25 protein-coding genes are annotated in these 22,839 nt (G+C 68.8%); 17 read left to right on the top strand and 8 right to left on the bottom strand.

Annotation, left to right across the window (positions count from 1 at the left end):
* Positions 1-103: 103 nt before the first annotated feature.
* From VV01_RS20485 to VV01_RS20470, 4 genes are all read left to right on the top strand, one after another.
* Positions 104-1,750, top strand: coding sequence for a P-loop ATPase, Sll1717 family (locus tag VV01_RS20485; RefSeq protein WP_157509000.1), 1,647 nt, complete (start codon positions 104-106; stop codon positions 1,748-1,750).
* A gap of 214 nt (positions 1,751-1,964) precedes the next feature.
* On the top strand, positions 1,965-2,339 hold the full coding sequence (locus VV01_RS20480) for a YciI family protein (protein ID WP_050671512.1): 375 nt from the start codon (positions 1,965-1,967) through the stop codon (positions 2,337-2,339).
* A gap of 5 nt (positions 2,340-2,344) precedes the next feature.
* The gene (locus VV01_RS20475; RefSeq protein WP_050671511.1) at positions 2,345-2,725 is read left to right on the top strand and encodes a YciI family protein; all 381 of its coding nucleotides are present in this window, start codon (positions 2,345-2,347) and stop codon (positions 2,723-2,725) included.
* The gene (locus tag VV01_RS20470; protein WP_407942928.1) at positions 2,722-4,023 is read left to right on the top strand and encodes an RNA polymerase sigma factor; all 1,302 of its coding nucleotides are present in this window, start codon (positions 2,722-2,724) and stop codon (positions 4,021-4,023) included. The genes VV01_RS20475 and VV01_RS20470 overlap by 4 nt, the downstream gene beginning before the upstream one ends.
* 4 nt (positions 4,024-4,027) lie before the next feature.
* On the opposite strand, the gene VV01_RS20465 is transcribed toward VV01_RS20470, so the two are convergent.
* Positions 4,028-4,333, bottom strand: coding sequence for a GNAT family N-acetyltransferase (locus tag VV01_RS20465; protein WP_050671510.1), 306 nt, complete (start codon positions 4,331-4,333; stop codon positions 4,028-4,030).
* A gap of 156 nt (positions 4,334-4,489) precedes the next feature.
* On the opposite strand from VV01_RS20465, the gene VV01_RS20460 reads away from it, so the two are divergent.
* From VV01_RS20460 to VV01_RS20445, 4 genes are all read left to right on the top strand, one after another.
* Complete coding sequence (locus VV01_RS20460) at positions 4,490-5,245, top strand: DUF4190 domain-containing protein (protein ID WP_157508999.1); 756 nt, start codon at positions 4,490-4,492, stop codon at positions 5,243-5,245.
* Between the two features lie 37 nt (positions 5,246-5,282).
* Entirely contained in the window at positions 5,283-6,251 is a 969-nt protein-coding gene (locus VV01_RS20455) for a pirin family protein (RefSeq protein WP_050672061.1), read from the top strand.
* A 128-nt stretch (positions 6,252-6,379) separates the two neighbouring features.
* Entirely contained in the window at positions 6,380-7,495 is a 1,116-nt protein-coding gene (locus VV01_RS20450) for an LLM class flavin-dependent oxidoreductase (protein ID WP_050672060.1), read from the top strand.
* Positions 7,492-8,106 carry an FMN reductase gene (locus VV01_RS20445; protein WP_050671508.1) on the top strand — a complete coding sequence of 205 codons (615 nt, stop codon included), beginning with the start codon at positions 7,492-7,494 and terminating at the stop codon, positions 8,104-8,106. The genes VV01_RS20450 and VV01_RS20445 overlap by 4 nt, the downstream gene beginning before the upstream one ends.
* Here the strand turns inward: VV01_RS20445 and VV01_RS20440 are convergent.
* A complete protein-coding gene (locus VV01_RS20440) occupies positions 8,037-8,822 on the bottom strand; it encodes a DUF4166 domain-containing protein (RefSeq protein ID WP_231635295.1) in 786 nt (261 codons plus the stop codon). The two genes, VV01_RS20445 and VV01_RS20440, sit on opposite strands and share 70 nt — an antisense overlap.
* 14 nt (positions 8,823-8,836) lie before the next feature.
* Here VV01_RS20440 and pyrE point away from each other — a divergent pair, with 14 nt between their 5' ends.
* A complete protein-coding gene (gene pyrE, locus VV01_RS20435) occupies positions 8,837-9,370 on the top strand; it encodes an orotate phosphoribosyltransferase (protein ID WP_050671507.1) in 534 nt (177 codons plus the stop codon).
* Between the two features lie 40 nt (positions 9,371-9,410).
* The gene (locus VV01_RS20430) at positions 9,411-10,535 is read left to right on the top strand and encodes a serine hydrolase domain-containing protein (protein ID WP_050671506.1); all 1,125 of its coding nucleotides are present in this window, start codon (positions 9,411-9,413) and stop codon (positions 10,533-10,535) included.
* Positions 10,536-10,729: 194 nt separating this feature from the next.
* On the opposite strand, the gene VV01_RS20425 is transcribed toward VV01_RS20430, so the two are convergent.
* Both VV01_RS20425 and VV01_RS20420 read right to left on the bottom strand, forming a co-directional pair.
* Positions 10,730-11,251: a hypothetical protein gene (locus tag VV01_RS20425; protein WP_050671505.1), complete on the bottom strand. Its 522-nt coding sequence runs from the start codon at positions 11,249-11,251 to the stop codon at positions 10,730-10,732.
* A 253-nt stretch (positions 11,252-11,504) separates the two neighbouring features.
* Complete coding sequence (locus VV01_RS20420; RefSeq protein ID WP_050671504.1) at positions 11,505-11,870, bottom strand: cupin domain-containing protein; 366 nt, start codon at positions 11,868-11,870, stop codon at positions 11,505-11,507.
* Between the two features lie 54 nt (positions 11,871-11,924).
* Between VV01_RS20420 and rsgA the strand changes: the two genes are divergently transcribed.
* On the top strand, positions 11,925-12,917 hold the full coding sequence (rsgA, locus tag VV01_RS20415; RefSeq protein WP_157508995.1) for a ribosome small subunit-dependent GTPase A: 993 nt from the start codon (positions 11,925-11,927) through the stop codon (positions 12,915-12,917).
* Positions 12,918-12,927: 10 nt separating this feature from the next.
* Here the strand turns inward: rsgA and VV01_RS20410 are convergent, their stop codons facing one another.
* Positions 12,928-13,680, bottom strand: a complete 753-nt coding sequence (locus VV01_RS20410) for a helix-turn-helix domain-containing protein (protein ID WP_050671502.1) — start codon at positions 13,678-13,680, stop codon at positions 12,928-12,930.
* A 597-nt stretch (positions 13,681-14,277) separates the two neighbouring features.
* Here VV01_RS20410 and VV01_RS20405 point away from each other — a divergent pair.
* The 6 genes from VV01_RS20405 to VV01_RS22575 all read left to right on the top strand — a co-directional run bounded on the left by VV01_RS20405 (position 14,278) and on the right by VV01_RS22575 (position 19,554).
* Complete coding sequence (locus VV01_RS20405; protein WP_050671501.1) at positions 14,278-14,904, top strand: 4'-phosphopantetheinyl transferase family protein; 627 nt, start codon at positions 14,278-14,280, stop codon at positions 14,902-14,904.
* A 63-nt stretch (positions 14,905-14,967) separates the two neighbouring features.
* Positions 14,968-15,291, top strand: a complete 324-nt coding sequence (locus VV01_RS20400; RefSeq protein WP_050671500.1) for a metal-sensitive transcriptional regulator — start codon at positions 14,968-14,970, stop codon at positions 15,289-15,291.
* Between the two features lie 28 nt (positions 15,292-15,319).
* Positions 15,320-15,523, top strand: coding sequence for a heavy-metal-associated domain-containing protein (locus VV01_RS20395; protein ID WP_050671499.1), 204 nt, complete (start codon positions 15,320-15,322; stop codon positions 15,521-15,523).
* The gene (locus VV01_RS20390) at positions 15,520-16,518 is read left to right on the top strand and encodes a hypothetical protein (RefSeq protein ID WP_050671498.1); all 999 of its coding nucleotides are present in this window, start codon (positions 15,520-15,522) and stop codon (positions 16,516-16,518) included. Before VV01_RS20395 ends, VV01_RS20390 begins: the two co-directional genes overlap by 4 nt.
* Positions 16,508-18,793, top strand: a complete 2,286-nt coding sequence (locus VV01_RS20385) for a heavy metal translocating P-type ATPase (RefSeq protein WP_050671497.1) — start codon at positions 16,508-16,510, stop codon at positions 18,791-18,793. Before VV01_RS20390 ends, VV01_RS20385 begins: the two co-directional genes overlap by 11 nt.
* Complete coding sequence (locus VV01_RS22575) at positions 18,793-19,554, top strand: DUF4396 domain-containing protein (protein WP_071606474.1); 762 nt, start codon at positions 18,793-18,795, stop codon at positions 19,552-19,554. The genes VV01_RS20385 and VV01_RS22575 overlap by 1 nt, the downstream gene beginning before the upstream one ends.
* An 89-nt stretch (positions 19,555-19,643) precedes the next feature.
* On the opposite strand, the gene VV01_RS20375 is transcribed toward VV01_RS22575, so the two are convergent.
* The 3 genes from VV01_RS20375 to ahpC all read right to left on the bottom strand — a co-directional run bounded on the left by VV01_RS20375 (position 19,644) and on the right by ahpC (position 22,756).
* Positions 19,644-20,135 (bottom strand): hypothetical protein, encoded by a 492-nt coding sequence (locus VV01_RS20375; RefSeq protein ID WP_050671496.1) that lies wholly within the window; start codon positions 20,133-20,135, stop codon positions 19,644-19,646.
* A 224-nt stretch (positions 20,136-20,359) separates the two neighbouring features.
* A complete protein-coding gene (ahpF, locus tag VV01_RS20370; RefSeq protein WP_050671495.1) occupies positions 20,360-21,916 on the bottom strand; it encodes an alkyl hydroperoxide reductase subunit F in 1,557 nt (518 codons plus the stop codon).
* A gap of 276 nt (positions 21,917-22,192) precedes the next feature.
* On the bottom strand, positions 22,193-22,756 hold the full coding sequence (ahpC, locus tag VV01_RS20365; RefSeq protein ID WP_050671494.1) for an alkyl hydroperoxide reductase subunit C: 564 nt from the start codon (positions 22,754-22,756) through the stop codon (positions 22,193-22,195).
* Between the last annotated feature and the right edge of the window lie 83 nt (positions 22,757-22,839).

Here is a 22,839-nt window from a genome sequence, read left to right as displayed (position 1 = left end):
AACGAATACCTGCCATCACGGCAAGATTGCTTGCCGTGCGGCGTAGGCTGCTCGCACCGAAGGGCGCACCAATCAGTACGGGACCTACTGGGGGGATAACAAAATGGCTAAGAGTGCGGCGCGACGACAATCCACGAGGTTTTCCGTCGGAGGCGAGCAAGCGGAGGCGGATCCCCTGCTGCGGGACAGCTTCTACGAAACTGCAGACTACCTCGACATTTCATCTCGCGACGACCAGCACTGCTTCATCATCGGCCGCACGGGAAGCGGAAAATCCGCACTCATCCAGCAAATCGAGGCCGACCATTCCGGCCACGTGATCCGGATATCTCCCGAAGACCTGTCACTTCCATATATATGCGACTCTGGTGCAATCAGATCTCTCAAGGAGAGGGACGTTAATCTGACGCCCTTCTTCACGGCCCTGTGGAAACATGTATTTCTGGTTGAAATAATTCGCCACCGATACTCCATAAATGATGCGCGAGCCAAAGCGAACTTCTTGGATGCCCTTCGGAAGAAAATATCGCAAGACCCCGCAAAGGCGGCCGCTCTGGATTACCTCGACGAGTTCGAAGGACGCTTCTGGTGCGAAACCGATGAACGCATACGGCAGATAACAGAGAAGTTCGAGAGCCAGGTCAAGGCCCAAGGCGGCATCGACGTCCCCGCCACTGTCAAACTTGGTGCCGAGACCGGCGCGATTCAGTCACGTGAGTCCCATGTTGAGCTAGTGGACCGCTACCAAAAATTTGTCAACCAGACTCAACTCCCAAGATTGAACAAGATGATGTCCGTACTGGACGAGGACATCCTTCAGTCTCAGCAGAATTTCACCTGGATCGTTATTGACGACCTGGACAGGTACTGGGTTGATGAATCTCTCGTTCACGACCTGATCCTCTGCCTCTTCCGGGCCGTCGTCGACCTCAAACGAGTGAAGAATCTCAAGATCCTGGTCGCACTTCGGACTAACCTATTCAATGAACTTGACTTCGCTGGCCGCAATATCGGACAGGAGGAGAAATTCAGGGCTCTCACGCTGCACCTAGGGTGGTCCGATCATGACCTTGAGGGAATGCTAAACGAGCGAGTCGCGGTAGGCGCTAGGCGTGCGGGACATACCCGCCTCACGAAGGCAGCGGATGTCCTGCCCCGAAACAATTCGTCGCGCGGCGACCCCATGAAATTCATGCTCCGGCGGACACTTATGCGTCCGCGAGACATAATCTCCTACTGGAACAAATGCCTTGCCCTTACTTCCGGATCTCCCGCAATCACGTGGCAAGCCATCGAAGGCGCACAAGGGTCTTACTCGAGCGACCGTTTGCTCGCTCTACGCGATGAGTGGAAAACTACCTTTCCCGGCCTGGAGGAGGTCATCGCCAAGTTTGCGGGCGCACCACCGCAAATGTTTCCGGACAAGTTCTTGGAAATTCTGGGCGAAGCTTCTCTCCTTATGGCCGACCCGGAATTCGCCGATAGGGCATGGTTGCGCGACGTTCTTGCCCCCGTGTGGGACGCCGACAACGGAAATGACGGAATCGAGCCATTTAAGGGTCTCGTCAGCATTCTATACAACGTCGGCTTCATCGGAATCAGGACCGCGTCACTCAAGGCGATATTCTCGTACGATCAACCCGATCTCCTACGTCAGCCACAAGCCTACGCGACGACGACGAAGTACATCGTCCACCCAACTTTCTGGGCAGCCCTTGGGATAGATCCAGGCCACAATCGATCGGCATAGTCGATGCCAGGGCCAATCCGTTGGCCGGTGGCCGAAGTGCCCGCGTGCGCCTGGTCTCGATACGTCTCGCCCCGTGGGGCTCGACTACTCGACCAGCGGTCCGGGCACGACCGGTCCGAAAGTTGGTGATCGGGCGATGTCGCAGCCGGGCGGGCCCGTTCGTGGGGATGATGAGAGCGGGCACCGAGCTCGCTTCCCGACGAAGGAGCACGCGATGACGCAGTACCTGCTTTCCGTGATGGCCCGTGAGGGCGGCCCGAAGATGTCGCCCGAGGAGCAGGAGAAGTCCTGGTACGACACGGGCACGTTCAACGACAGCCTCCGCGAGCGCGGTGCCTGGGTGTTCGCCGGCGGCCTCGGTGGCACCCCGTCGGTGATCGACGCCCGGGGCAGCAAGGCCGTGACGACCGACGGGCCGTTCAGCGAGTCCAAGGAGTACACCGCCGGGCTCTGGATCATCGAGGCGCCCGACCTCGCGGCGGCCCAGGCGATCGCGGCCGAGGGCTCGCACGCCTGCGGTGCTGTCGTCGAGGTGCGTCCGTTCATGACGCTCGACGAGGCCCGCGCCGCCAACGGCATCGAGGAGTGAGCGCCATGACCCAGTACATGCTCTCCGTGATGGGTCGCGAGGGCGACCCGCAGCCGAGCGACGCCGAGGTGCAGCAGATCTACCAACGGGTCGACGCGTTCAACCAGAAGATCACCGCGGCCGGGATCTGGGTGTTCGGTGGCGGCCTGCACGAGGTCAGCACCTCGACCGTCGTCGACGGCACCGGCACCGACGTCGTCACCACCGACGGACCGTTCAGCGAGGCCAAGGAGTTCATCGGCGGTTTCTGGGTGCTCGAGGCACCCGACCTCGACGCCGCTCTGAAGCTCGCGGCCGAGGCGTCTCAGGCGTGCGGCGACCCGGTCGAGGTGCGGCCCTTCATCGACGAGGCTCAGTTCCTGGCCGAGCACGGCATCGACGCGTGACCGACGCCCGTACGCCGGCCGCCGGCTCACCGGACAACGCGCCGGGGGCCGGCCTGGCCGCGGACCAGGCCGCGATCGAGACCGTCTTCCGCGAGGAGTTCGGCCGGGTCGTCGCCACGCTGATCAAACGCTTCGGCGACATCGACCTCGCCGAGGAGATGGCGCAGGAGGCATTCGTCGAGGCGCTGCAGCGGTGGCCGCGCGACGGCGTACCACCCAACCCAGGCGGCTGGCTCACCACCACCGCTCGCAACCGCGGCATCGACCGCCTGCGTCGTGAGTCGCACCGTGAGGCCAAGCACGAGGCCGCCCACCATCTGTACGGAGAGGAGCAGGACATGCCCGTCGCACCCGTGACGTCCGTCAACGACGAACGCCTGCGCCTGCTCTTCACCTGCTGTCACCCCGCACTCGCCACCGACGCGCAGGTCGCGCTCACTCTCAGGCTGCTCGGCGGGCTCACGGTGCCCGAGGTCGCGGATGCGTTCCTGGTGCCCGAAAGGACCATGGCTCAACGGATTACGCGTGCCAAACGCAAGATCAAGGCCGCCAACATCCCCTACCGAGTGCCGCGCGACGCCGACCTGCCGGACCGGCTCAAGGGCGTGCTCGCCACGATCTACCTCGTCTTCAACGAGGGCTACCTGCCGCAGTCGGGCGAGCACGCCATCCGAACAGACCTGTGCCACGAGGCCATTCGGCTCGGACGCGTGCTTCGCGATCTCATGCCTGATGAGCCCGAGGTGGCCGGCCTGCTCGCGCTCATGGTGCTCACCGAGTCGCGGCGCACGGCCCGGGTCGCCGACGACGGCCTGCTCGTCCCGCTCGACGAGCAGGACCGCACCACCTGGGACCGCACCCTGATCGACGAAGGCCACGACCTCGTACGGTGGTGCCTCCAACGCAACCGGCCCGGCCCGTACCAGCTGCTCGCAGCCGTGAATGCCGTTCATACTGATGCGGATTCGGTCGAAGAGACCGACTGGCGGCAGATCGTCGCGCTCTACGACCAGATGTACGCCGTGTCGCCCACCCCCGTGGTCGCGCTCAACCGGGCGGTCGCGGTGGGCGAGGTCGACGGGCCTGCGGCGAGCCTCGCGATCGTCGACGGCCTCGCGCTCGACTCCTACCACCCGTTCCACGCGACGCGGGCCGACCTGCTGCGCCGGCTCGGGCGCACCGACGACGCGCGCGCGGCGTATGACCGCGCCATCGAGCTGGCAGCCAACCCGGCCGAGATCGCGTTCCTCACGCGTCGCCGGGATGCGCTGACCGCTGGAGAGAACCCGGCCGGGTGACTTCTCAGCGCGGGATGGCGGCGAGGTCGTCGGGCGTCGGCTCGACGACCACGTCGGCGTACTCGGTGTGCTTCGCGACGAACTTCTTGACGTACGGGCAGACCGGCACGACCTTCAGGCCGGCCTTGCGGGTGTCGTCGAGTGCGTACGTCACGAGCTCACCGGCGAGCCCCTGGCCGGCGTACGCGTCGTCGACGACGGTGTGGAAGAACACGCGTCGGCCGTCGTGGTCGACGTACTGCGCGAAGCCTGCCTCGGCGCCGTCGACGCTGATGAGGTAGCGGTCGGAGCCCTGCGTGATGTCAGCCATGGCACGACCGTAACGCGCGGCCCGTGGGCAGAGGTGCGGGCGCCGTTGTCCACAGGCGACGTGCACGTCCGCTCGCGGGTCGGCCCGATCCGGCTACCTTCACGACCGGCGGAGCGGCACCAGGCACGCTCCCACTGATCGGGGAGCGTGTCGACGTTGAACAGCCAGACGTACCAGCAGGATTCATCGGTTCTGACTGATCCGTACGCCGCGCCTGGCTCTCCGTCGTACGCCGCCCCGCAGGCCCCGGCGACCGACGTGTTCGCTGCTCCGCCCCTGCGGACCGGGCGCAACGGTCTCGCGATCGCGGGCTTCGTGGTGAGCTTCTTCGGCGGTGCCCTCGGACTGGTCCTCTCGGTCGTGGGACTGCTGGAGTCCAGGAAGTACGTCGGCCGAGCCGGACGCGGTCTCGCCATCGCGGGCATCTGCATCAGCGTCGTCACGACGGTCCTCAGCCTCCTGCTGCTCGCCGTCGTGGTCGTGGGCGTCCACGAAGGCATCGCCGCGTCGCAGATGGACGACGACGTCGTACCCACCAGCACGCTCCAGGTCGGCCAGTGCTTCAACCACGACCACATGGAGTCGACGTCGACGGCCTCAGGCGTGCCGACCATGCCCACCGTCACCATCGAGTCGTGCGCGCTCCCGCACGAGCTCGAGGCCTTTCACCGCGCGAACCTCACCTACGCCGACTACCCGGGCGACGCGGCGGTCATCAGCGAGGCCGAGACACGCTGCACCGACGCCTTCGAACCCTTCGTCGGCGTCTCACCCGACCAGAGCTCGCTCGTCGTCACCTACTACGGACCGACCGAAGACGCCTGGGCGGCCGGCGAGCGCGACGTGCTGTGCATGGTGGGCGAGGCGTCGGGCCCGACCATCGAGACGACGCTGCGCGGTGCCGCGCGCTGAGCCGGGTTCGTACGATGCTCGTGGAGAGGTGACGCCCATGAGCAATCCTGAGAAGTCCCCGACGGTCGAGGTCTGCGACAGCGCCGGTCCGCCCGCCGCCCAGCTGCTCACCGCGCGCGAGGTGCCGCTCGGTGGCCTGCGCGCGATGCCCGTACGACGCACCCTGCCTCAGCGCGCGCGGTCGCTGATCGGCGCGTGGTGCTTCATCGACCACTACGGCCCCGACGACGTGTCGCAGACCGGCGGCATGAGCGTCGCCGGCCACCCGCACACCGGCCTGCAGACCGTGTCGTGGCTGTTCAGCGGCGAGATCGAGCACCGCGACTCGATCGGCTCGCACGCGATCGTCCGCCCCGGCCAGATGAACCTCATGACCGCAGGCTCCGGCATCGCTCACTCGGAGTACTCGACACCGACGACCACCACGTTGCACGGCGCCCAGCTGTGGGTCGCTCTCCCGAACGAGTTCCGTGACGCACCAGCCGCTTTCGAGCACTTCTCGCCCGAGCCGGTCGACGTCGACGGCGCGTCCGTGCTCGTCTTCCTCGGGTCGCTGCTCGGCTCGACCTCCCCGGTCACGACGTTCACGCCGCTCATCGGTGCGGAGGTGACCCTGCGGCCAGGCCAGACGCTCGACATCCCGGTCGACCCGGCGTACGAGCACGGCGTCCTGGTCGACACCGGCTCGGCGACCGTGGCGGGTGTCGCGGCCCAGCGCAGCGAGCTCGTCTACCAGCCGACCAGCTGCTCGACCCTGACCGTGACCGCCGCGGCCGACGACGCGACCCGAGTGCTCGTCCTCGGTGGCGAGCCGCTGGGCGAGCAGATCCTGATGTGGTGGAACTTCGTCGGCCGCACCCAGGACGAGGTCGAGGCCTACCGCGACGCGTGGGAGCGGGAGCGTACGACGGGCTCCGGCGGCCGCTACGGCGCGCTGCCGTCGCAGTGGTCCGAGACGATCCCGGCGCCCGACATGCCCAAGATCCGGCTCAAGACCCGCGGCTGAAGCACGCCCTTGGTCTGGGCTCGCCTACTCGACCAGCGGAAGGCGGAATGGAACGACCGGACGGCATGTTGTTGAAATCGCAACTACTTCGGAGGAAGGCTGAGGACATGACGAACACCACCTCGGGCATGCAGTTCGGCGTCTTCACGATCGGCGACGTCACCCCTGACCCGACCACCGGCCGTACGCCCACCGAGCACGAGCGCATCAAGGCGACGGTCGAGATCGCGCAGAAGGCCGAGGACATCGGGCTCGACGTGTTCGCGACGGGTGAGCACCACAACCCGCCGTTCGTCGCGCCGGCCGGACCGCCCGTGCTGCTCGCGCACCTGGCCGCCCTCACCGAGCGGCTGATCCTCACCACGTCGACGACGCTCATCACCACGAACGACCCGGTGCGCCTGGCCGAGGACTACGCCTACCTGCAGCACCTCGCCGACGGCCGCGTCGACCTGATGCTCGGCCGTGGCAACACCGGCCCGGTCTACCCGTGGTTCGGCGAGGACATCCGCCAGCCGATCCCGCTGACCGTCGAGAAGTACGGCCTGCTGCGTCAGCTCTGGCGCGAGGAGGACGTCGACTGGGAGGGCAAGTTCCGTACGGCCCTGCAGGGCTTCACCGCCACGCCGCGCCCACTCGACGGCGTGCCGCCGTTCGTGTGGCACGGCTCGATCCGCACGCCCGAGATCGCCGAGCTCGCGGCCTACTACGGCGACGGGTTCTTCTCCAACCACATCTTCTGGCCCGCCTCGCACACCCAGCAGATGGTCCAGCTCTACCGCCAGCGGTTCGAGCACTACGGCCACGGCACGGCGTCGCAGGCCATCGTCGGTCTCGGCGGTCAGATCTTCGTGCGCAAGAACAGCCAGGACGCCGTCAAGGAGTTCCGCCCGTACTTCGACAACGCACCCGTCTACGGCCACGGCCCGTCGCTGGAGGAGTTCACCTCGGGCACGCCGCTGACGGTCGGCTCACCGCAGGAGGTGCTCGAGAAGACCCTCGGGTTCCGCGAGTACGTCGGCGACTACCAGCGCCAGATGTTCCTGCTCGACCACGCCGGCCTGCCGCAGAAGACCGTGCTCGAGCAGCTCGACCTGCTCGGCGAGATCCTGCCCGACCTGCGCAAGGGCTTCGCCGAGGGACGACCGGCCGACGTACCCGACGCGCCCACTCACGCATCGCTGCTCGCGGCCAAGGAAAGGGCCGAAAGCGTTGCCACCGAAGAGGACTCGGTGAAGTCATGACCAAGATCGCCGTCATCAGCGCCGGCCTGCGCGACCCGTCGTCGACCCGGATGCTGGCCGACAAGCTCGATGCCGCCGTACGCTCCGAGCTGGGCGTACGCGGTGTCGACGCCACCTCCGAGGTCGTCGAGCTGCGACCGCTCGCTCACGCCATCATGGACGCGATGCTGACCGGATTCCCTTCTGCTGCACTGGAGTCCGCGTTCGAGACGATCGCGTCAGCCGATGCGGTGATCGCGGTCTCGCCGGCGTTCAACGCGTCGTACGCCGGCCTGTTCAAGTCGTTCTTCGACGTGCTGCCCGAGGAGACGCTGTCCGGGATGCCCGTGCTGATGGGCGCGACGGGTGGCACCGACCGCCACTCGCTCGTGCTCGATCACGCGATGCGGCCGATGTTCTCGTACCTGCACGCGATCGTCGCGCCGACCGCGGTGTACGCCTCGACCGACGACTTCGGCGACGTCGGCGCCTCGGGTGGCGCGCTCGGTGAGCGGGTCGACCGCGCGGCGTCCGGCTTCGCGCGACTCATGCAGGCGTGCGGTCAGCACGAGCGCCGCGACACGTTCAGCGAGCAGCTCTCGTCGATGGAGAAGCTGCTCGGCGGCGGCTGAGGGGCGCCAGGCCCTGGGGCGCTTCGGCTCAGAGGCGACGTTCCTCGCGCAACGGCTTGAGCGCAGCGGGTACGCCCCGCTCGCCGATGTCGAACTACGTGCACTCGAACGTGCCTCGGTATCCGAAGAGCGGCCCGAAGCGGGCGGTTGGTCACCCGCACCTCGATGCGGAAGCGGTCGAGGGCGTCGTCGTACGACTCACGCACCACCGCTGACCCGGTGAACAGCTGAGGGAACCGGAACGCCAGCGGCCCCTCGTAGAACCGCTGCTCACCCGAACGGATCGTCAGCCCGCCGTCGTCACCGACCATCACGTCGAGGTCGGTGGCGAGGTGCTGGTGGGTGCCGAGGTAGTCGATGACGACGTCACGACGCTCATCGCGCACCATCGTCGCGTCGAACCGCGCCCGCCGACCGTCGGCCGGTTCGAAGGTGCGCACGAACGTCACCGTCTCGCGGCCGTACATGTCGAGGTAGGGGTAGTTCTCGATCGTGAACGGAATCCCCTTGCCCTGCAACGGGATCAGGATGTTGCGCCACGCTCCGATGTGCAGGAACGGCACGGTCCACACCGGCCCGCGCCACACCTCGTCCATCACTCCTCGCCCGATGCACGCCTCGCCGGCGGCGACGGACAACCCGAACCGCCGCTGCAGCTGCGGGTGGAGGCGGTCGAAGTCCGACCCGAGCGCCTCGGCGAAGATCCCAGCAGGCACGCGATCATTGGACCATGACGACCGACCTCGCCGCCCTCGCCCGCGACATCGACGCCCGCTGCCGACTGCACGGAGAGTTCGTCCTCCGCTCGGGCAAGGTGAGTGACGAGTACTTCGACAAGTACCTGTTCGAGGGCGACCCCGAGCTGCTGCGCCGGGTCGCCGCCGCGATGGTCGACCTGCTCCCCGCCGACACACAGGTCCTCGGTGGCCTCGAGCTCGGCGGCGTACCGATCGCGACGATGCTGTCGAGCCTGACCGGACTGCCTGCGGTGTTCGTGCGCAAGGAGGCCAAGTCGTACGGCACCCGTCGCCTCGCCGAGGGTGGTGACGTCGACGGCAAGGTCGTCACGCTGATCGAGGACATCATCACGACCGGCGGCGCGGTGCGGGACGCCGCCATGGCGTTGCGCGAGCAGGGTGCACACGTGTCGACCGTGGTGTGCGCGATCGACCGGAGCGCCCCGGGCGACAGCGTGCTGCCGGCGGTACAGGTCTCGACAGTCTCCGTCCTGACCAAGGCCGACCTCGACGCGGCGGCCGGCTGAGCCCTCGGCGGCAGCGCGTGCGTCTGGGATAGTCGAGCCCATGAGTGATGCGTTGCAGGAGCTGCTCACCCGACACGTCACAGCCGGCACCGTCGTCGGCGCAGCCGGGCTGTTCGGCACCGGTGCTGACGTCGAGGTCGTCACGGCCGGGTCGATGTCGCTCGACGGCCCACCGATGCGCGACGACGCGGTGCTGCGTATCGAGTCGATGACCAAGGCGGTCACAGCCGTGGCGGCCCTGCGTCTGGTCGAGGGCGGCGCTCTCTCGCTCGACCAGTCGGTCGTCGCATGGCTGCCCGAGCTCGCCGACCGCCAGGTGCTGCGTACGCCGACCGCACCGCTCGACGACACCGCTCCGGCTCGCCGTGAGATCACCCTGCACCAGCTGCTGACCTGCACCAGCGGATACGGCGTCGCGGTCGAGCCGTCCCCGCTCCAGGACGCGATGGAAGCCAACGGCACCGCGGCGGGCCCTGAGCCGCCGTCGATGGGAGCGGACGAGTGGCTCGCACGACTCGCGTCGCTGCCGCTGGCGTTCGAGCCCGGTGAGGGCTGGCGCTACCACCACTCGTTCGGTCTGCTCGGCATCCTGATCGCACGGGTGGTCGGGCGACCGCTGCACGACCACCTGACTGACGATGTGCTCGGCCCGCTCGGCATGGCCGACACGGGATTCTGGGTGCCGGAGTCCGCCGCCGACCGGCTGCCGGCGGCGTACAGGAACACCGACCGTGGTCTCGTCGAGATCGAGCCGGCCGCGGGCGGCTTCTACGCCGGCCCACCGCCGTACGACGTCAGTCACGCCGAGCTCGTCTCGACGACGCGCGACTACCACCGGTTCCTGCGCGTGCTCGTCGAGGACGGTCAGCACGACGGGCGATCGTTCGTCTCGAGCGAGCACGTCCGGCTGATGACGAGCGACCAGGTGCCCACGCGGTGCAAGACGCCGGACAGCTTCTTCCCGGGGTTCTGGGACGGCATGGGCTGGGGCTACGGCGTGGTCGTGCACACGGAGGGCCCTCACCGGGGCAGGTTCGGCTGGTCCGGCGGGCTCGGCACCGACTTCTTCGTCGACCCCGACGGCACGATCGCGCTGCTCATGCCTCAGGTCGAGATGGGGCCGGCGTTGTTCCCGGTGCTGGAGGAGTTCCAGGCACTGGGTTGAGCGGTCGTCGGCAGGAGTCGTCGGCAAGAGCAGACCCCCCGAGAAATGCGCAACGTGGTTGCAGGAATCCGCAACCACGTTGCGCGTATCTCCAAGACCTCGTGCAGCCCGAGACGACAGACACTCTCCGAGAGAACGTCAATGTCGTTGCGCATTGACCGCAACGACATTGACGTTCTTTCAGGACCCCTTGCTCACCTCAGGGCTGGTGTGAGCGCCGCCGGGCGGGGCGGCGTGTCGAGCAGCTGGTTGATCAGCGCCTTCACATCGGCATCGGTCCACGTCCGCTTGCTCGTGTCGTAGGAGAGGAACACGCTGACGGCTCCATGGCCGCGGCCTTCCTTGACGAGCCACCACTCGTCCTTCGGAATGCCCAGCCCGTTGCCCTGGAACACAAGGGCTGTGACGCCCGTGCCGAGTACGACGGTCCGCTTGGGCCCGTAGGACATCGGCTCCTCGTTGATCTGCAGGCGCTGCGAGACGATCACGCTCGTGATCCCGTCTCGCACCTGCCAGGTCGCCGTCCGCCCCTGAGGCCACTGCCCCAGGAACAGCTCGTCGCTCCCGCCGTCCCCCGCGGTGAACTCGGCCGGGCCGGTCTGGCCCAGGTGCTTGCTGACCCAGTCCTGCGGGATGCGGGCGTCGCAGGTCGACGGCTTGAGCGTGCAGCCGCCGAAGGAGCCCTGCTCGACGTGCACGCCCGTGCTCCCCGGCATCGGAGCCTGCGCGTCACGCGCCCACGTCCCGTTGACCGCGCTTCGCTCCGGGCTGAGCGGTGATCGGGGGCGACAGGGACCCTCCCAGGAGTACGCAACGTGGTTGCGGGGATCTGCAACCACGTTGCGCGAATCTCGGAGACCCCCGTTTAGCCGGACGCGACAAACCCCTCCGACATCCTGTCGGCACCCCTGCTCACCTCGATGCCGGCCCGGGTCGTCAGTCGGCGACTCGGTGAGGCGAACGGACAGGTCAGGCGAGCGAGTCGTCGTACGACGCCGTCAGCTCTCCCCCGGCGTCGCCGGTGTTGACGACACCCGTCGGCTCGATCAGCAATGCCTGGACCTCACCGTCGGCGATCGGGCAGTGCTCGACGCCGCGAGGGACGACGAACAGCTGGCCAGGACCGAGCGTCACGTCGCCGTCACGCAGCTGGATGGTGAGCGTGCCGTCGATCACGAGGAACAGCTCGTCGGTGTCGTCGTGCGTGTGCCAGACGAACTCGCCCTTGAGACGAACCGCCTTGATCTCGTAGTCGTTGAGCCGGGCGATCACCTTGGGCGACCAGTGATCGGAGAACTGTGCGAGCTTGTCGGCGATGTCGATCGACTGGTTCATGGGTCCACCGTAAATCCGGTGGCCGGCTCGGGGCTCCGCTGCGAGGCTCACCAGGTGACCGACACTGCACTGCGCACGCTGGGCTGGGACGCCGAACGTGACGCCGCTTTCGCCTCGTACGCCGCGCGCGGCCTGACCGCCGGGCGGGTCGGTCGCGTCGACCGCGGCCGGTTCGAGGTGCTGGTCGACCGGGACGGCGCACTGACGACCGTGCACGCGCACGCGCGGACGAGCGTCGACGGATTCGTCGAGGACCAGCCCGCGACCGGCGACTGGGTGGCCCTCGACGCCGACGTCATCACCGAGGTGCTGCCCCGTCGCACGCTCATCATGCGCAGCTCCGCCGGCAAGAGCTCAGCCGGTCAGGTCATGGCCGTCAACGTCGACACCGTGCTCATCGCCGTCCCGCTCGAACGCGAGGCGAAGGTGGCCCAGCTCGAACGCTTCGTCACGGTCGCGTGGCAGAGCGGCGCCCGACCGCTCGTCGCGCTCACCAAGGCCGACCTGGTCGACGCCGACGAGGCCGGCCTCGCACTCACGCGCGCACAAGAGGTCTCGCCCGGCGTCGACGTGGTCGTCGTGAGCGCATCGACCGGTGAGGGGTTGGACGCCCTACGGGCACGGCTCGGTACGACGGCCGCCCTCGTCGGTCAGTCCGGCGCCGGCAAGTCGACCCTCGTCAACGCGCTCGCCGGCTCTGACGTCATGGCGACCCAGGCGACCCGCCAGGACGGAAAGGGGCGCCACACCACGACCGCCCGCGAGCTCGTCGCGCTGCCGGGCGGAGGCGTACTCATCGACACTCCCGGACTGCGCGGCGTCGGCGTACACGATGCGAATGACGGTGTGGCTCAGAGCTTTTCGGACATCGAGACGCTCGCAGATCAGTGCCGGTTCGCGGACTGTGCGCACGAGTCCGAGCCCGGGTGTGCGGTGCGCGACGCCGTCGAGACCGGCACTCTGGCCGAACGCCGGATCGTCGCCTACCGCAAGCAGCTGCGCGAGGTCGAGCGCGAGACACGCGCCAAGCACCGCGCCCGTCGCTGACCCGGCGAGCTCAGCCGGCGACGAGACGACGTGTCTCGTCGTCGGCCGGGTAGAACGTCTCGATCGCCAGCTCGGACAGGGTCACCTCGTGGGGCGTACCGAACACCGTGGTCGCCGAGATGAACGACAGCACGTCGTCGCCGGCCCGCAGCTGCAACGAGATGACGAGCTCGGCGTTGCGGGCCGCATCGCTCGGCACGGGCCCGAACTCCTTGAGCAGCAAGGCAAGACGCTCGTCGCCGCACTGGTCGTACTCACGCGCGATGCGAGCGAGCAGGTGCGCGCGCCACTCGTCGAGATTGACCGTGCGGGCCGCGAGACCACGCGGGTCGAGGGCGAGCCGGATGACGTTGACGGGTGGTTCGAGCAGGGCCGGGTCGACACCCTCGACGAGCCGGTAGATCGCGTCGTTGGCGCTGACGAGGTCCCATCCACGGTCGACCACCAGTGCGGGCCACGGCTGGTGCGCGGCCAAGATCTGCTCGATCGCCTGATTCGCTTGTCGCAGAGGCGGATCCGTGAGGGCGTGCTCAGCGTGAGCGGGAGCGTACCCGCCGGCCAGGAGCACCTTGTTCTGCTCACGCAGGGGGATGTCGAGGTGCTCGCACAGGCGCAGGATCATCGCGCTGCTCGGCCGGGAGCGTCCGTTCTCGAGATAGCTGAGGTGGCGGGCGGAGACGTCAGCGCGGTTGGCGAGGTCGAGCTGGGACAGCCGACGCCGCTCACGCCACGATCGCAGCATCGCGCCGCAGGTCTGGGTCATGTCCTCGAAACTACTCACGCCTCGCGACCGTGCCCATGACCTCGGAGGTCATCCACGTCGCGACCGCGGAGGTCAAGGGTGGCGACCATGAACACGACCAGGCCTGTCTGCCCGGCAGCGCATGGAGTGCCGCCCCCCGCCGGTTGAGCCGGTCGAGCCCCCAAGGGCGAGGCCGAGTCGAAACCACGGCGACTGCGAACGGATGAGTCTCCCCACGAGGCACCGGGTTTCGACACGGACTCCGCTAGCGCTCCGTCCGGCTCAACCAGCGGGAACGGCTAGCGCTCCGTCCGGCTCAACCAGCGGGAACGGCTAGCGCTCCGTCCGGCTCAACCAGCGGGGGGGCCTGCTGGAGCAGGAGGGATCTGGTCGCGCAGTGTGCACTGGTTCGTCAGGTGAGCCACCGATGCGAGTGGTTCACCACACGAACCAGTGCACACTCCTCACCGAACCCTCCCCGACCGGCACGTCGGTCGAGTAGCCGAGGAACGAGCGGTATCGAGACCCGCCTCGGGCCGGCTCAACCAGCGGAAGGAATCGAGCCGCCTGCGCTGCGAGCGGTCGACTGAGCCGCATCGCGTTCTAGAGTCTTCGGCGATGCGTGTCCTCGCCCGATCCATGCCGACCAGTGCCGTCCTCGGCCTCGTCGACGGCGTGATCGCGCCCCGCGACCTGCTGACCCCGCCGGAGCTCGACCGGCACGACCGCCTGTGGCGCAGGCGGGATCACACCGACTTCGTCGCCGCACGGGTCCTCGCTCGGCTCGTCCTGCTCGAGGCCACCGGCGAGACCGCGACCGCACTCGCCCTGAGATCAGTGCAGGTCACGCAGGTGTGCGACCGCTGCGGCGGTGAGCACGGACGTCCCCGGCTGCCGGCGTACGACGGTCTCGGGGTCTCGTGGGCGCACGCCGGCGGGGTGGTCGCGGCCGCCGTCGGGCCAGGCGACGTCGGCGTCGACGTCGAGCGCGTCGGCCCGGGAGCCCCGCCGGCCGTCTCGCGCTCCGGCGTACGGACCTGGCACGGCTGGACGCGCGCGGAGGCGCTGGTCAAGGCCGGCGTCGGCGACCTCGACACGCTGCTGGGCGATCCGTACGACCACCCGTTGTCGCCGGGCGGGTGGCGGTCGCCGTACGGCCTCGTGCTGACCGACTGGGCAGACGAGGCGACGACGACCGTCGGCGCGGTCGCCGCCCAGGTCGCGGGCGAGGTGCGCATCGGCTGACCCCCTTGCGGAAATACCCTAGGGGGGTATGCTGTTCCTTGAGCAACCGAGCGAGGAGCACTCATGAGCGACGCCGTCGAGGCCACCGCCTCCGCGGAGCACCACCACCACGGCTACATCCACCGCAAGGACGACTACCTCAAGCGTCTGCGCCGCATCGAGGGCCAGGCCCGCGGCCTGCAGCGGATGGTCGAGGAGGAGAAGTACTGCATCGACATCCTCACGCAGGTGTCGGCCATGACGAAGGCGCTGCAGTCCGTCTCGCTCGGCCTGCTCGAGGAGCACATGAACCACTGCGTCGTCGACGCCGCCCGCCAGGGTGACGCCGAGGCCGCGGTCAAGATCAAAGAGGCCACCGACGCGATCGCGCGTCTCGTGAAGTCCTGAAACCCGTTCGACACCAAGGAGATTCGCCATGAGCACTGCCACCTACACCGTCACCGGCATGACCTGCGGCCACTGCGTCGCCTCCGTGACCGAGGAGGTCCAGGAGATCGCGGGCGTCACGGACGTCAAGGTCGACCTCGCCTCCGGTGCCCTCACCGTCACCAGTGACCAGCCCGTTGCCGACGACGCCGTGCGCGCCGCCGTCGACGAGGCCGGTTACGCACTGGCATGAGTGGCGACCGCACCGCCGCCAAGGTCGGCGGGTTCGCCGTCGGCCTGGCCGCGGTGTTCGGGGTCGCGCTGCTCGGCGGCAAGGCGATCGGGCCGCTCGACACCGACTCGCCACCGGCCGCACACGGCCACGGGGGCTCACCCTCGATGAGCGCGACCGACGCGTCCGGCCACGCCGGGCACGGCGGCGGTACGACGAGCGCGGCTCCGGCTGCTCCGGCGGCTGACGTCCCCGGTGGGCTGCAGGTCGCCCAGGCCGGCTACCGCCTGAGTCTCGACCGGCGTACGTCGCCGGCCGGCACGCAGACGGTCGGGTTCAGCATCACCGGGCCCGACGGCAAGCCGGTCACCCGGTTCGACGTCGAGCACGAGAAGCGCCTGCACCTGATCGCCGTGCGCCGCGACCTCACCGGCTTCCAGCACGTCCACCCGACGATGGACGCCCAGGGCCGGTGGACCGTCCCGCTCGACCTGAGCGCCGGTCAGTGGCGGGTGTTCGCCGACTTCACGCCGACCGGCGGGCCTGCGCTCACGCTCGGCGAGGACCTCGACGTGGCCGGTGCCTACCAGCCCGCCGCCGACCCCGGACCGCGCGCGACGAGCACGGTCGACGGCTACACCGTGCAGCTCACGGGTTCGCTCGCGGCCGGTCGCTCCGCGCCCCTGACGCTGTCCGTCTCCAAGGCAGGCAAGCCGGTCAACGACCTGCAGCCCTACCTCGGCGCGTACGGCCACCTGGTCGCGCTGCGCAGCGGTGACCTCGCGTACCTGCACGTCCACCCGTCCGGCACCCCCGGCGACGGGCGTACGAAGCCCGGTCCGACGGTGACGTTCGAGGCGACCGCGCCGAGCGCAGGCGACTACCGCCTCTACCTCGACTTCAAGCACGGCAACGTCGTCCGCACCGCCGAGCTCGTCGTACGCGTCGGATCCACTGGCACTCCTGCGGGTTCGCCGTCTTCGACCAACCACGAGGACACACCCCATGCCCACTGACCAGCACACCACCGACAGCGTCGAGCTCGCGATCACCGGCATGACGTGCGCGTCGTGCGCCAACCGGATCGAGCGCAAGCTCAACAAGCTCGACGGCGTCACGGCCACGGTCAACTACGCGACCGAGAAGGCGAAAGTCGAGTATCCCCAGTCGATCTCGACCGATGACCTGCTCTCGACCGTCGAGGCCGCGGGCTACAGCGCCGCACTCCCCCAGCCCCCTGCTGAGGCGGGTGCGGCCGACGAGGCCCGCGACCCGGCGTACGAGCACGAGCGTTCGCTGCGCGAGCGGCTGATCGTCTCGGCGATCCTGTCCGTCCCCGTCATCGTGCTCGCGATGGTGCCGGCGTGGCAGTTCGACTACTGGCAGTGGGCGTCGCTGACGCTAGCTGCGCCGGTCGTCGTGTGGGGCGCGTGGCCGTTCCACAAGGCCGCCTGGACCAACCTGCGCCACGGTGCGACCACCATGGACACCCTCGTGTCGGTGGGCACGCTCGCGGCGTTCGGCTGGTCGCTGTACGCGCTGTTCCTCGGCACCGCGGGCGAACCGGGCATGACGCACCCGTTCCGCATCTCGATCGAGCGCACCGACGGCGCGGGCAACATCTACCTCGAGGCCGCCGCGGGCGTCACGACGTTCTTGCTGGCGGGGCGTTGGTTCGAGGCGCGTTCGAAGCGGGCCTCCGGCGCCGCGCTGCGCTCGTTGATGGAGCTCGGCGCCAAGGAGGTGTCGGTGCTGCGCGACGGCCGCGAGGTCCGTACGCCGGTCGCCGACCTGGTCGTCGGCGACCAGTTCGTCGTCCGGCCGGGCGAGAAGATCGCCACAGATGGTGTTGTCGTCGAAGGTAACTCAGCAGTCGACGCGTCGATGCTGACCGGTGAGTCCGTGCCCGTCGAGGTCGGTGTGGACGACGCTGTCGTCGGCGCGACCGTCAACGCGGGCGGCCGCCTCGTCGTACGCGCCACCCGGGTCGGCGCTGACACGCAGCTGTCGCAGATGGCCCGGCTCGTCGAGGACGCCCAGAACGGCAAGGCTCAGGTGCAGCGGCTGGCCGACCGGATCTCCGGGTTCTTCGTGCCCGTCGTGATCGCTCTGGCGGTGGGCACGCTCGGGTTCTGGCTCGGTGCCGGCGAAGGTCCGACGGCGGCGTTCACCGCGGCGGTCGCCGTGCTCATCGTGGCCTGCCCCTGTGCGCTCGGCCTCGCGACGCCGACCGCTCTGATGGTCGGCACCGGTCGCGGCGCGCAGCTCGGCATCCTCATCAAGGGCCCCGAGGCGCTGGAGTCGACGCGCGCCGTCGACACGGTCGTGCTCGACAAGACCGGCACCGTGACGACCGGCGAGATGACGCTCGCATCGGTGACCGCCGTCGACGGCTCGTCCCGCGCGGAGGTGCTGCGCCTGGCCGGTGCGGTCGAGTCGGCTTCCGAGCACCCCATCGCACGAGCCATCGCGGCAGGAGCAGCCGCCGACGGCGATCTGCCTCCGGTCGAGTCGTTCGCCGCCGACGAGGGTCTCGGCGCGCACGGTGTGGTCGACGGTCACGCCGTCGTCGTCGGACGCCCGGCGCTGCTCGCGCAGTGGTCGGTGACGCTGCCGCCCGCGCTCGCCTCCGCGTTGGAGGAGGCGCAGTCGACCGGAGCGACCGCGGTCGCCGTGGCCTGGGACGGGTCGGCCCGGGGCGTGATCTCCGTGGCCGATCAGGTGAAGTCGACCTCGGCCGCCGCGGTGGCAGGGTTGAAGGACCTCGGCCTCCGGCCGGTGCTGCTCACGGGCGACAACGAGACCGTGGCCAGGAACGTCGCCGCCGAGGTCGGCATCGACGAGGTCATCGCCGACGTGCTGCCGGCCGACAAGGTCGATGTGGTGAAAAGGCTTCAGGGCGAAGGACGTTCGGTCGCGATGGTCGGTGACGGTGTCAACGACGCTGCTGCCCTGGCGCAGGCCGACCTCGGGCTCGCGATGGGCACGGGCACCGACGTCGCCATCGAGGCCAGCGACCTGACGCTCGTCCGCGGCGACCTGCGGGTGGCCGTCGACGCGATCCGGCTCGCCCGGCGTACGCTCCGGACGATCAAGGGCAACCTGTTCTGGGCGTTCGCCTACAACGTCGCCGCGCTGCCGCTCGCCGCTGCCGGTCTGCTCAACCCGATGCTCGCCGGGCTGGCGATGGCGTTGTCGTCGGTGTTCGTGGTCTCGAACAGCCTGCGGCTCAGGGGATTTCGCGCCACGGCGTCGACCACGCCCGTCCGCACACCGGAAGGAGCTGCCTGATGCGACGACTCGACCCCATGGCCGCGAGCGCCACGCTGCACTGCCTCACCGGATGTTCCATCGGTGAGATCGTCGGCCTGATGATCGGCACCCACAACGGCTGGTCCAACCTGCCGACGACCGTGCTGTCGATCGCGCTGGCGTTCGTCTTCGGCTACTCGCTGTCGGCGCTGCCCGTGGTGCTCGGCGGCCTGAGCGTCGGCGCCGCGCTCAAGCTCGTGCTCGCCGCCGACACGCTGTCGATCGCGGCGATGGAGCTGGTCGACAACGCCGTCATGAACGTCATCCCGGGCGCCATGGACGCCGGCCTCGACCGGCCGCTGTTCTGGGTGTCGATGGCGATCGCGCTGACAGCAGCCTTCGCGGCGGCGTACCCGGTCAACGTCTACCTCATGAGTCGCGGCAAGGGCCATGCGCTCACGCACGAGTTCATGGGCCACGACCACGCCGCGATGGATCACGCCGCTCCCGCTGGTCGAGGAGGGCGAGCCCCCCAGGGCGAGCCCGCCGCTCCCGCTGGTCGAGGAGGGCGAGCCCCCCAGGGCGAGCCCGTCTCGAGACCAGATGACGAGCACCACGGCCACGAGCACGCGGCACCGGACCGGCTGCAGCGTCGTACGAGCTGGACCGGGCCCAGCGCGTCCACCCTGGCCGTCGGGATCGCGGGCTTCCTGCTCGGCGGGCTCGTCGTGTCGGCCGGGGCGCAGGTGCAGGACGACGCGCCCGCGCCGCCCTCGCACTCGACGCCGACCGCTCACTGACCCCCGCGAGACGACCCGCTCTTTGTCAGACGACCCGCCGATCGGCGGGTCGTCTGACAAGGAGCGGGTCGTCTCGTCCGTGGGCGCCGTCAGCCGGCGCGGTCGAAGGCGGCCTCCACGATGGGCCACCAGTGGCGTACGTCGAGGTCGGGCCGCGCACCGTCGAGCGTCAGCCACTCACCGTCGACGACCGGCGCCGCGGCACCCTCGACAGTGAAGACCGGCACGTGCGCGTACGGCACCGGGTGCGGATAGCCGGCGTCGGGCTCGGGTACGACGTTGCGGACGTAACCGACACAGTGCGTCGTCGCGCCGTCGCGACCGACCGTCGTGCGCAGCAGCTTGGTCAGCCCGTCACCGGGCGTCATGCGCTCACCGTCACGGCCGAGCGGCTGGGTCGGGAGGTCGAGCCCCTTGACCGTCGGCACGCAGAAGAAGCGGTCGCCGCGGATCAACAGCAGCCGCACGATGATGCAGTCGTCGGGCACCTGGCAGTGCGCGCCCGCCCACACCTCGGCCGAGCTCCCTGTGGGGAGCCACTCGGCGTTCGGCGTCGTGGCGATCAGCTGTTCGTCAGTCACGGCGTGAGTCTCACACAGCAACGGCCGGGCCCGCGCCACCGTCGCCCGGCGCGGGCCCGCCGCCTGGCAACAGGGGGGTGTGAGCGCTGTGCACTGGTTCGTGTGGTGAGCCATGCGACCACGTGGTTCACCTGGCGAACCAGTGCACACTGCCTTGACCACCATCCTTCGCCTGCGCCAGGCCGAGCCGACGGCCTCAGGCTGACGAGTCGCCGATGAACGCCTCAGCTGCGGATCAGGTGGTCGAACGCGCTCAGCGCCGCCGTCGAGCCGGCACCGGTCGCGACGACAATCTGCTTGTACGGCGTCGTCGTGCAGTCACCGGCCGCGAACACGCCGGGCACGTTGGTCAGGCCGGCGGCGTCGATCTCGATCTCACCGTGCTTGGTCACCGCGACCGACTCCTTGAGCCACTCCGTGTTGGGCAGCAGCCCGATCTGCACGAAAACGCCTGACACGTCGAGCTTTCCGACGGCACCGTCGGTGCGCGACTCGTACGTCAGGCCGGTGACCTTCGAGCCGTCGCCGAGCACCTCGGTGGTGCGCGCGCTCAGGATGACGTCCACGTTGTCGAGCGAACGGACCTTGCGCTGCAGCACCTCGTCGGCGCCGAGCTGACCGGCGTACTCGATGAGCGTGACGTGCGACGCGAGGCCGGCGAGGTCGATCGCGGCCTCGACACCGGAGTTGCCGCCGCCGATCACTGCGACCGGCTTGCCCTTGAACAGCGGGCCGTCGCAGTGGGGGCAGAACGTCACGCCCTTGTTGCGGTAGTCGTCCTCGCCCGGCACGTCCATCGTGCGCCAACGCGCACCCGTCGCGAGCACGATCGTCTTGCCGCGCAGGGTCGGGCCCGAGTCGAGGCGTACGCCGAGGTGGCCGGCGTCGTCGGTCTCGGTCACCAGCTCGGCCGCGCGCTGCGACTTCACGATGTCGACCTCGTAGTCGTTGACGTGCCGCTCGAGGTCGGCCGCGAAGCGCGGGCCCTCGGTCTGTGACACGGACACGAAGTTCTCGATCGCCATGGTGTCGAGGGTCTGACCACCGAACCGCTCGGCGACGATGCCCGTACGAATTCCCTTGCGCGCCGCGTAGATTGCCGCTGCTGCGCCGGCGGGGCCGCCACCGATGACGAGCACGTCGTACGGGTCGGAGTCCTCCAGCGCGGACGCTGCGCGCTCGGCCGCACCGGAGTCGACCTTGCCGAGGATCTCCTCGAGGGTCATGCGGCCCTGGCCGAACACCTCGCCGTCCTTGAACACCGTGGGTACGGCGAGGACTTCGCGCGACTTGGCCTCGTCGGGGTAGACGCCGCCGTCGATCGCCGTGTGGGTGATGCCCGGGTTGAGGATCGCCATCAGGTTGAGCGCCTGCACGACGTCGGGGCAGTTCTGGCAGGACAGCGAGAAGAACGTCTCGAAGTGGTGCTCGCCCTCGAGAGCCTGGATCTGCTCGATCGTCTCCACGGCCTCCTTCGAGGGGTGGCCGCCGACCTGCAGCAGTGCGAGCACCAGCGAGGTGAACTCGTGGCCCAGCGGGATGCCCGCGAAAGTGACTGCCACGTCAGGAGATTCGGCGCGCACAATGTCGAACGACGGGCGGCGGGCCGCGTCACCGTCGTACTCGGCGCTGACCTGGTCGGACAGGCCGGCGATCTGGTCGAGCAGGCCGCGCAGCTCGGTCGACTTGGCACCGTCGTCGAGCGAGGCGCGCAGCACGATCGGCTGCTGGATCTTCTCCAGGTACGCCTTGAGCTGGGCGGTCAGGTTGGCGTCGAGCATGACGTACTCCTCTGAGGCAGAGTCGAATTCGAGTGGCGGCAACCGGTCGAGCGGCACCAGCCGCTGGTTGAGCCGGCCTTCGCTGGTTGAGCCGGCCTTCGCTGGTTGAGCCGGCCTTCGCTGGTTGAGCCGGGCCGGAGCGCTAGCGGAGGACCGTGTCGAAACCAGGTGCCGGTCGGGGCGAATCTCCCTCCACGACACCAGGTTTCGACACGGTCTCGCCTAGCGGCTCGACCGGCTCAACCGGCGGGTCGAACCGGTTCAACAGCGGGTGGTTCAGATCTTGCCGACGAGGTCCAGGCTCGGGGCGAGGGTCTCCTCGCCCTCCTCCCAGGCGGCGGGGCAGACCTCGCCCGGGTGGTTGCGCACGTACTGCGCAGCCTTGACCTTGCGGACGAGCTCGGTGGCGTTGCGGCCGATGCCCTCGGCGGTGACCTCGGTGAACTGGATGATGCCGTCGGGGTCGACCAGGAAGGTGCCGCGGTCGGCCAGGCCCTCGTCCTCACGCAGGATCTCGAAGTTGCGCGAGATCGCGAGGGTCGGGTCGCCGATCATGGCGTACTGGATCTTGCCGATGGTCTCGGACGAGCCGTGCCACGCCTTGTGGGTGAAGTGGGTGTCGGTCGAGACGGAGAAGACCTCGACGCCCAGGCGCTGCAGCTCGTCGTACTGCTCGGCCAGGTCGCCCAGCTCCGTCGGGCAGACGAACGTGAAGTCGGCCGGGTAGAAGAAGAAGATCGCCCACTTGTCCTTGACGTCGGCCTCGGTCACGTCCACGAAGCTGCCGTTGCGGAAAGCGGTCGCCTTGAAGGGCTTGATCGGGGTGTTGATGAGAGACAAGAGAGCTGCTCCTCGGTCGTGTCGACGGGGGTACGCCGCGCGCTCGGCACCGTTGGTGCGCGGACCTTTTCGTCCGCCGCGGC

It is taken from the genome of Luteipulveratus halotolerans (assembly GCF_001247745.1).
GTDB classification, from domain to species: domain Bacteria; phylum Actinomycetota; class Actinomycetes; order Actinomycetales; family Dermatophilaceae; genus Luteipulveratus; species Luteipulveratus halotolerans.
This window is presented reverse-complemented; position numbering and strand designations above follow the sequence as displayed.

Bases quoted from the DNA above. Each gene is read 5' to 3' on its own strand.
- pyrE (WP_050671507.1), top strand. From the start codon at position 8,837: ATGACGACCGACCTCGCCGCCCTCGCCCGCGACATCGACGCCCGCTGC.
- VV01_RS20425 (WP_050671505.1), bottom strand. From the start codon at position 11,251: ATGCCGGGGAGCACGGGCGTGCACGTCGAGCAGGGCTCCTTCGGCGGC.
- VV01_RS20410 (WP_050671502.1), bottom strand. From the start codon at position 13,680: ATGACCCAGACCTGCGGCGCGATGCTGCGATCGTGGCGTGAGCGGCGT.
- VV01_RS20430 (WP_050671506.1), top strand. From the start codon at position 9,411: ATGAGTGATGCGTTGCAGGAGCTGCTCACCCGACACGTCACAGCCGGC.
- VV01_RS20400 (WP_050671500.1), top strand. From the start codon at position 14,968: ATGAGCGACGCCGTCGAGGCCACCGCCTCCGCGGAGCACCACCACCAC.
- ahpF (WP_050671495.1), bottom strand. From the start codon at position 21,916: ATGCTCGACGCCAACCTGACCGCCCAGCTCAAGGCGTACCTGGAGAAG.
- VV01_RS20445 (WP_050671508.1), top strand. From the start codon at position 7,492: ATGACCAAGATCGCCGTCATCAGCGCCGGCCTGCGCGACCCGTCGTCG.
- VV01_RS20385 (WP_050671497.1), top strand. From the start codon at position 16,508: ATGCCCACTGACCAGCACACCACCGACAGCGTCGAGCTCGCGATCACC.
- VV01_RS20455 (WP_050672061.1), top strand. From the start codon at position 5,283: ATGAGCAATCCTGAGAAGTCCCCGACGGTCGAGGTCTGCGACAGCGCC.
- VV01_RS22575 (WP_071606474.1), top strand. From the start codon at position 18,793: ATGCGACGACTCGACCCCATGGCCGCGAGCGCCACGCTGCACTGCCTC.
- VV01_RS20420 (WP_050671504.1), bottom strand. From the start codon at position 11,870: ATGAACCAGTCGATCGACATCGCCGACAAGCTCGCACAGTTCTCCGAT.
- VV01_RS20450 (WP_050672060.1), top strand. From the start codon at position 6,380: ATGCAGTTCGGCGTCTTCACGATCGGCGACGTCACCCCTGACCCGACC.
- VV01_RS20395 (WP_050671499.1), top strand. From the start codon at position 15,320: ATGAGCACTGCCACCTACACCGTCACCGGCATGACCTGCGGCCACTGC.
- VV01_RS20465 (WP_050671510.1), bottom strand. From the start codon at position 4,333: ATGGCTGACATCACGCAGGGCTCCGACCGCTACCTCATCAGCGTCGAC.
- VV01_RS20390 (WP_050671498.1), top strand. From the start codon at position 15,520: ATGAGTGGCGACCGCACCGCCGCCAAGGTCGGCGGGTTCGCCGTCGGC.
- VV01_RS20480 (WP_050671512.1), top strand. From the start codon at position 1,965: ATGACGCAGTACCTGCTTTCCGTGATGGCCCGTGAGGGCGGCCCGAAG.
- VV01_RS20485 (WP_157509000.1), top strand. From the start codon at position 104: ATGGCTAAGAGTGCGGCGCGACGACAATCCACGAGGTTTTCCGTCGGA.
- VV01_RS20475 (WP_050671511.1), top strand. From the start codon at position 2,345: ATGACCCAGTACATGCTCTCCGTGATGGGTCGCGAGGGCGACCCGCAG.
- VV01_RS20405 (WP_050671501.1), top strand. From the start codon at position 14,278: ATGCGTGTCCTCGCCCGATCCATGCCGACCAGTGCCGTCCTCGGCCTC.